At 65.7% G+C, this 8,154-nt stretch carries 7 protein-coding genes; 6 read left to right on the top strand and 1 reads right to left on the bottom strand.

What is annotated here, in order from left to right:
• Positions 1-482 precede the first annotated feature (482 nt).
• On the bottom strand, positions 483-2,168 hold the full coding sequence (locus tag C4301_RS03905; RefSeq protein ID WP_352413796.1) for a hypothetical protein: 1,686 nt from the start codon (positions 2,166-2,168) through the stop codon (positions 483-485).
• A 43-nt stretch (positions 2,169-2,211) separates the two neighbouring features.
• Here C4301_RS03905 and C4301_RS03900 point away from each other — a divergent pair, with 43 nt between their 5' ends.
• The 6 genes from C4301_RS03900 to C4301_RS03875 form a co-directional block, all read left to right on the top strand.
• Positions 2,212-2,598, top strand: coding sequence for a GatB/YqeY domain-containing protein (locus tag C4301_RS03900; RefSeq protein WP_352413795.1), 387 nt, complete (start codon positions 2,212-2,214; stop codon positions 2,596-2,598).
• A complete protein-coding gene (locus C4301_RS03895) occupies positions 2,595-3,197 on the top strand; it encodes an NUDIX domain-containing protein (RefSeq protein ID WP_352413794.1) in 603 nt (200 codons plus the stop codon). The genes C4301_RS03900 and C4301_RS03895 overlap by 4 nt, the downstream gene beginning before the upstream one ends.
• A 27-nt stretch (positions 3,198-3,224) precedes the next feature.
• Entirely contained in the window at positions 3,225-3,494 is a 270-nt protein-coding gene (gene rpsO / locus C4301_RS03890; protein WP_352413793.1) for a 30S ribosomal protein S15, read from the top strand.
• Positions 3,495-3,556: 62 nt separating this feature from the next.
• On the top strand, positions 3,557-5,695 hold the full coding sequence (pnp, locus tag C4301_RS03885) for a polyribonucleotide nucleotidyltransferase (RefSeq protein ID WP_352413792.1): 2,139 nt from the start codon (positions 3,557-3,559) through the stop codon (positions 5,693-5,695).
• A 28-nt stretch (positions 5,696-5,723) separates the two neighbouring features.
• Positions 5,724-7,439, top strand: coding sequence for a ribonuclease J (locus C4301_RS03880; protein ID WP_352413791.1), 1,716 nt, complete (start codon positions 5,724-5,726; stop codon positions 7,437-7,439).
• A 77-nt stretch (positions 7,440-7,516) separates the two neighbouring features.
• Positions 7,517-8,154 (top strand): AEC family transporter (locus tag C4301_RS03875; RefSeq protein ID WP_503012385.1); only part of this gene is annotated, 638 nt, incomplete at its 3' end.

Genomic DNA, 8,154 nt, shown 5'->3' with positions numbered 1-8,154 from the left:
CAGGCCCCCCAGGGCCAGAAGAAAGAGGAGCAGGAGGGCCTCGAGGGGGGCTGCCCGGAAGATCTGGCGCAGCGCCGTAAACAGAAGCCGCCAGAGCGGATGTTTTCTACTCATTCAGCTACGATCTCCTCCTCCAGTAAACCTGTAGGCACGATCCAGTCTACTAGGATGCGGCTGACCGTATACTTAACATCAGGCTTCTGCATGCCTTATCACCCCCCTTTCCCTTTCAGACCCTGACCTCTCTCAGGGTCACCCCCACCCTAGCACCGGGAAGGTTACCAAACCCCCTCTCATTTGGGTAATGTTTCTTAATCTTCGCTTCGCATAGCGGTAACGTTTTGGTTCGGGCGGTAACCCTGGCTCGGGTAGCGTGAAGATATGGTAAGGGTCCTTTGGTTCCTCGCTCTTTTGCTCCTTCTCGCCCCAGGCTGGGGGATCCGGCCCCTCTGCCTGGACCCCTCGTGCCTTCCCCCTCTGCACTAGCCCCAGTAGCTCCGGCGCAGCCTCACCACCCAGGCCCGGACGGCAGGGCGCCGGGGGTCTTTCGGGGGCATGGCCTCGAGGCAGGCCTCCCAGACCAAAAGGTCGTCCCCCAGGCGCTGGGCGAGGCCGTAGAGAAGCCCGGGATCGCCCGATGAGAGGAACCCCTCCCGCAGGGCCCCCTCCAGCTCTAGGCGGAGCTCCCCTATTCCCGGGGCCTGGCTTTGGGGCAGGAGGGGGCCCCGGTAGAGGCGGAGGGCCCTTGGGAGGTCACCCTCCCGGAGGGCCTCCCTGAGCTCCAGGAAGTCCGCCCTCAGGGGGGTGAGGAGCCGGTAGGGACGGGCGGCCACTTCCAGGCCCGCCTCCCGCAGCCGGTGGACCTCCACCCGCAGAGCGGAGAGGGGGGTTTCTCCCCCTCCCTCCCGGAAACCCTCCCCGTAGAGAAGCCGGGCCAGCCTCTCCCCGGGAAGCCCCTCCGGATGGGCCAGGAGGAGGACCAGAAGCTCCAGGCCCCTGGGCCTCAGGGCGGGAAGCCCCACCAGCCTGGCCTCCCCCAGGGCGTAGAGGAAGGGCCCCTCCCAGGCCAGGCCCCTGGGAAAGAAGAGGGGGCGGGCCTCCGGGCGAAGGGCATGGGCCAGGCGGCGGTAGGGCTCCGGGAAGGAGGCCCCTTCCAGGGCCGAGAGGTGGGCCCAGGCCCGGAGGGTCTCCTCTTTATGCTCGCCTTCGCCTTCCCCCAGGAGGCGGAGGGCTTCCCGCAGGGGAGGGAGGGCCTCCGGATCCGGGAAGGCGGCAAGCCCCTCGGCAAGGAGGAGCATTCCCCGGGCCAAGGGGTCGTTTCCCAGACCCGCCCAGCCCGCCCGGAGAAGGCGGGAAAGCAGGGGCCCCTCGCCCTTCCTAAGGAGCATGACCGCCAGGGGGAGGTGGTAGGCCAGGCCAGAGGGGCGGGCAAGGCGAAGGAGGGCCAGGACGAGCTCCTTAAGCCCTTTGCCCCGGGCACCCCCTCGGTGTTCGCTCCGCGAAGCAGCCATCCCCTTCAGGAGGACCAGGTTCCAGTGGGCGTAGAGCCGCGCCCCCTGGGCCTCGTGGGAGAGGAGGGGCAGGAGGCCCTCCTCCACCTCCTCCAGAGGGGTCCTGCCCACCAGGAGGTCCAAGGCGGCCTCCTCCAGGCGGTAGAAGGGATTCTCCGGCTCCTTGAGCACGGCCAAGCTGGCATAGCCCAGGGCCTCCTCCAGACGGCCGAGCCGCCTGAGGGCGCGGGCCAGGGCAAAGGCCAGCCTGGCCTGCCCGTGCTCGCCCAAACGCAGGCCATCCCAGGAGCGCCAGGCGGCCTCTAACGCGGCAAGCGCGTCCCTTGGGGGTAAGGCGAGGCCCAGATGATACAGGGTGAGGGGGGTCGGGGCGATCCGGGCCGCCTCCTGGGCCAGAGTACGGTAGCCCATAAGGTCGCCCGCCCTGGCCCGCAGGAAGCCAAGGAGGCAGAGGCGCTCCGCCTCTTTTTCTGGAGGAAAACCAGACTGTGGGACCACAAGGTGCGCTGGCGTGTAACCGGAGCCCCTTTGGCCCCAAGGGTCAAAGGCCGAAAGGAGCGCTAGGGCCTCCCCATCCCGGCCCAGGAGGATGAGTTTCTGGGCAAGTTCCAGGGGGTCTTCCGGATGTTCCCCTGAAGGGAAGGCAACCTGGCCCACGGGATTAGTGTACCTTTGGGGGAGCTGCTAGACTAGAAGGGAGATGGGCATCTACGAGGCCATAAAGGAAACCATCAAGGAGGCGATGAAGGCCAGGGATCAGGAGACCCTGGAATTTGCCCGGGTGGTCAAGGCGGAGCTGGACCGCAAGGGGGACGGAAAGCCCCTTCCCGATGAGGAGGCGGTTAAGGTGCTCAGGGCACTTAAGGAGATCGCCCTCGAGCAGGGCAACGCTTTTGAGGCGGAGTTTTTGGACCGCTTCCTTCCAAAGGAGATGACGGAGGAAGAACTCGAGGCCTGGATCCGGGAGAACATAGACTTAACCCAGTTCAAGACCCCTCTTGCGGCCATCGGAGCCGTGACCAAAGCTTTAGGCCCCAAAGCCCCTGGGGAGAGGGTGCGCCGGGTCATCGAGCGCATGGTGCGATGAACCCCTTTGAGAGCCTGGAAATCGAAGAGATTCTCTCCCAGCCGGTCCGGCTTGTCCGGGAAAGACTCAGGACGAAAAAGGGAGAGGAGCTCGTCTACATCTACCGGCCAGGTCCGGTGGCCGCGGCCTTCGTCCTCCCGGTGACCGAGGCCCAAACCGCCTACTTCATCCGCCAGTACCGGCACCCCACGGGAAAGTACCTCCTGGAGATCCCCGCCGGCAAAGTGGACGCCGGGGAGACGCCCCTAGAGGCTGCGGCCCGGGAGCTTATGGAAGAGGTGGGGGCCCGGGCCAAAGAGTTTGTCCCCCTTCCCCCCTTCCACCCCCAGCCCTCCTTCACCGCGGTGGTCTTCCACCCCTTCGTGGCCTTTGGGGCCGAACGGGTGGCAGGGCCGAACCGGGAAGCAGGGGAGGAGATGGAAACGGTAGAGCTTTCCCTCCTCGAGGCCTACCGCCTCCTCCATCAGGGGGAGATCCTGGACGCTTCCACCGCCCTCACCCTCTTTTACGCCCGGCCAATCCTCCTCCGCCGCCTCGGCCTTGACGAAAAAGCCCTTGACCCCTATAGTGAGGGAGGTTTTGAGGGGGAGGGGGCTTAGGCGCCCTCCTTTCTGACGGAGGAGAAGATGCCCATCACCAAGGAAGAGAAGCAAAAGGTCATAGAGGAATTCGCCCGCTTCCCGGGGGACACGGGGAGCACCGAGGTGCAGGTGGCCCTTCTGACCCACCGCATCAACCGGCTCTCCGAACACCTGCAGAAGCACAAGCACGACCACCACTCCCACCGGGGGCTCCTCATGCTGGTGGGAAAAAGGCGGCGGCTCCTTCGGTACCTCGAGCGGGAGGACGAAGCCCGCTACCAGGCCCTCATTGAGAAACTCGGGCTCAGGAAGTAAACTAAGAGCAAACGGGGGCGGGGCCGGGGGTCCGGTCCCGCCTTTCCCTTGAAGGAGCGCGTATGCCAGAAGCAAGCCCCAACACCCCAAGTCCGTTCTGCGTCCTCGGCCAGGTCGCCGGCAGGGAGCTCAGCATCGAGACCGGGAAGTACGCCAAGCAGGCCTCGGGTTCCGCCTTGGTCCGGTACGGGGGCACGGTGGTCCTCGCCACCGCCCAGGCCTCGGACGAGCCCATCGAGGCCGACTTCCTTCCCCTCACGGTGGAGTTTGAGGAGCGGCTTTACGCGGTGGGCAAGATCCCGGGCTCCTTCCTCAGGCGGGAGGGACGGCCCGGGGAAAAGGCCATCCTCTCGGCCCGGATGACGGACCGCCCCATCCGGCCCCTCTTCCCTAAGGGATTCCGGCACGAGGTCCAGATCATCCTCACCGTGCTTTCCGCGGACCAGATGAACCCCCCGGACATCCTGGGCCCCATCGCGGCGAGCGCCGCCCTTCTCCTTTCCGATATCCCCTGGCAAGGACCCATCGCCAGCGTCCGGGTGGGGCTCATCGACGGGCGGTTCGTCCTCAACCCCACCCTGCAGGAGATGGAGAAAAGCCGCCTGGACCTGGTGGTGGCGGGAAGCCGGGAGGCCATCCTCATGGTGGAGGCGGAGGCTTTGGAGGTGGACGAGGAGACCCTGGTCCAGGCCCTGGAGTTCGCCCATCAAGAGATGCAGGCCATTCTGGACCTGGAGGAACAACTCCTCCCCCTGGCCAAGTCCAAGCGGGACTGGTCCCCGCCCCCTTCCTTAAGCGAGGAGGAGAAGGAGGCCTTCTACCGCCTGGCGGTGGAGCGGGGGCTCTCCACCGTCTTGCAGACCGCGAGCAAGGCCGAAAGGAGCAAGGGCCTCGAGGCCTTTAGGAAGGCCCTGGTGGAAGAGGCCCTTCCCCTGAGGGAAGACGGCACAAAGGACGAGGAAAAGCGCCCCCTCCTGGAGGCCGCCTTTGATGAGTTGGTGCGCAAGGAGCTGAGGCGGCTTGTCCTGGAGGAGGGAAAGCGGGCAGACGGCCGAGGGCCCAAGGACATCCGGCCCATCTGGATGGAGGTGGACGTCCTCCCCCGCGCCCACGGCTCCGCGGTCTTCACCCGGGGGGAGACCCAGGTGCTGGGAACGGTCACGCTGGGCACGGGCCGGGACGAGCAGATCATCGACGACCTGGGCATCGATGAAACCGACCCCTTCCTCGTCCACTACAACTTCCCGCCCTTCTCCACCGGCGAGGTGAAGCGGCTCAGGGGGGTTTCCCGACGGGAGATCGGGCACGGGAACCTGGCCAAACGGGCGTTGAAAGCCGTTCTGCCCAGCCAGGAGGAGTTCCCCTACACCATCCGGGTGGTGGGGGATGTCCTCGAGTCCAACGGCTCGAGCTCCATGGCCACGGTCTGCGCGGGCTGCCTGGCCCTGATGGACGCGGGGGTGCCCATCAAAAAACCTGTGGCCGGGGTGGCCATGGGCCTGGTCTGGGAAGGGGAAAGGCATGTGGTCCTCACGGATATCCTCGGGCTGGAAGATGCCCTGGGGGATATGGACTTCAAGGTGGCCGGCACGCGGGACGGGGTCACCGCCCTCCAGATGGACAACAAGGTGGGAGGCCTGCCCCGGGAGGTCCTTAAGGAGGCCCTCCTCCAGGCGCGGAAGGCCCGGCTTTACATCCTGGACCGGATGGCCGAGGTCCTGCCCGCCCCCAGGCCCGACCTCAAACCCTTTGCGCCCCGCATCCTGAGGCTCAAGGTCCCTGTGGAGAAGGTGGGGCTGGTCATCGGCCCGGGCGGAAAGAACGTGCGGGCTTTGGAGGAACTCGGGGTGGAGGTGGACATCGAGTCCGACGGGACGATCCGCATCTACTCCGCCGACCAGGAAGCCGCCCTCAAGGCCAGACGCCGCATCGAGGAACTGACCATGGAGGCCAAGGTGGGCGAGGTCTACGAGGGAACGGTCACCAAGATCACCCCCTTTGGGGCCTTCGTCAGCCTCTTCCCCGGGACGGAGGGCCTGCTCCACATCAGCCAGATCGCCCCCGGCCGCGTGGAGCGGGTGGAGGACTACCTGAAGGTGGGGGATGTAATCAAGGTCAAGGTGCACCGGATCGACGAACGGGGCAAGATCGACCTCATCCGGCCTGAACTCGAGGGCAAGATCCCCCCCAGGCGCCGGTAGGCACCCTTTGCACGCCAAGGGAGGTTAGATGGAAAACGAAAAGAGAAAGCCCAGGCGGCGGAGAAAGCGCCCGCACGGGGGAACCTCCTTCCACCAGGCCGGTCCCCAGGACCACGTGGAGATCATCCCCCTAGGGGGGATGGGGGAGATCGGCAAAAACCTTTTTGCCTTTCGCTACCGCGACGAGATCCTGGTGGTGGACGGGGGGCTGGCCTTTCCGGAGGAAGGGATGCCCGGGGTGGATCTCCTCATCCCGCGGATCGACTACCTGGTTCAGAACAAGGACCTGATCCGGGGCTGGGTCCTGACCCACGGGCACGAGGACCATATCGGGGCCCTGCCGTTTCTCTTCCCCCAGCTCCCCAAGGTCCCGGTCTACGGGGCCAGGCTTACCCTGGGGCTTTTAAAGGGCAAGCTGGAGGAGTACGGCCTGAGGCCGGGGGAGTTTAGCCTGAAGGAGATCTCCCCCGACGACCGCATCCAGGTGGGCCGGTACTTCACCGTGGACCTCTTCCGGATGACCCATTCCATCCCCGACAACTCGGGGATGATCCTCCGCACCCCCGTGGGCACCATTGTCCACACCGGGGATTTTAAGCTGGACCCCACCCCCATCGACGGGAAGGTCTCCCACCTGGCCAAACTGGCCCAGGCGGGGGCAGAAGGCGTGCTCCTGCTCATCGCTGACTCCACAAACGCCGAGCGGCCGGGCTACACCCCAAGCGAGATGGAGATCGCCAAGGAGCTGGACCGGGTGATCGGCCGCGCCCCGGGAAGGGTCTTCGTAACCACCTTTGCCAGCCACATCCACCGCATCCAGGCCGTGATCTGGGCGGCGGAGAAGTACGGCCGGAAGGTGGCCATGGAGGGGCGGAGCATGCTCAAATTCAGCCGCATCGCCCTCGAGCTCGGCTACCTCAAGGTCAAAGACCGGCTTTACACGCTGGAGGAGGTGAAGGACCTCCCCGACCACCAGGTTTTGGTCCTGGCCACGGGCAGCCAGGGCCAGCCCATGAGCGTCCTTTCCCGGCTGGCCCTGGGCACCCACGCCCAGATGGCCATCAAGCCGGGGGATACGGTGATCCTCTCCTCCAGCCCCATCCCGGGGAACGAGGAGGCGGTGAACCGGGTCATCAACCGGCTTTACGCCCTGGGGGCCTACGTCCTCTACCCCCCCACGTACAAGGTCCACGCCTCGGGCCACGCCTCGCAAGAGGAGCTAAAGCTTATCCTCAACCTCACCACCCCCCGGTTCTTCCTCCCCTGGCACGGGGAGGTGCGGCACCAGACCAACTTCAAGTGGCTGGCCGAGAGCATGAGCCATCCCCCGGAGAAGACCCTGGTGGTGGAAAACGGCACCCTCCTCCGCCTGACCAAGGACACCTTTGAAGCGGTGGGCCAGGTCCCCGCGGGGGCGCTGTACGTGGACGGCCTGGGCGTGGGGGACATCACGGACGAGATCCTGATGGACCGGCAGCTTCTGGCCCAGGAGGGCCTGGTGGTCATCACCGCCCTGGCTGGCCGCGACCCGGTGGTGGAGGTCCTCTCCAAGGGCTTTGTAAAGGCGGGGGAACGGCTTTTGGGCGAGGTCAAGCGGATGGCCCTCGAGGCCATCCGAAACGGCGTGCGGGAGAAGAAGCCCCTGGAGAAGATCCGGGACGACATCTACTATCCGGTGAAAAAATTCCTCAAAAAGGCCACGGGCCGCGACCCGGTCATCCTGCCCGTGGTCATAGAGGGGTAAGGCGTGGGCCGAAGAAACCCCTCCTCAGGGCCCCACCCCAAAAGCGTATGGAGGCTCTTCTAAACACTGTAGCGCCTGTGGGTCTGATTGTGACCTTGGGCCACCTCCTCGGGAAGCGCCAGGCGATCGACCTTACTGCGCTTTCCCGGCTTGCCCTTTACCTTTTCGTACCCGCCCTCATCTTTGACAGCATGCGCAAGGCGGGGCTTTCCCTAGACGCCGCCTGGGGCCTTGTCTTGGGGTTTGTCCTCACCTACGCCTTGCTGTTCATCCCGTCCCTCCTTTTGTCCCGCCTTTTGGGCCTGAAGGCCCCCTTGAGGAAAACCCAGCTTGCAGGGGTCCTCTTTCCCAACTCCGGCAACCTGGGGCTATCCCTCTCCTTCTCTGCCCTCGGAACCGAAGGGCTGGAGCGGGCGGTGGTCTATTTTGTCGCCAGCTCCGCTTTCATGTTCAGCCTCGGCCCGGCCCTCTTCCGAGGCGGTGGGAAGGAAGGCCTCCTCCTCACGCTTCGCCTGCCCCTCGTCTGGACCCTTATGGGGGGCCTGCTCCTCAGGGGCTTCCCCTTCCGGCTGGACGAAGGGGTGCACCTCCTGGGCCAGGCGGCCATCCCCGTCCTCCTCACCGCCTTGGGCCTGCAGCTGGCCCAAACCCGGCTGGTCCTGGGAGGGTTTGAACTCCTCGTGAGCACCCTCCGCCTTCTCCTCGCCCCCCTCTT

It is taken from the genome of Thermus sp. (assembly GCF_040290245.1).
Lineage (GTDB): Bacteria > Deinococcota > Deinococci > Deinococcales > Thermaceae > Thermus_A.
The sequence above is the reverse complement of the archived record's forward strand: the minus strand, read 5'-3'. Positions and strand labels throughout refer to the sequence as shown.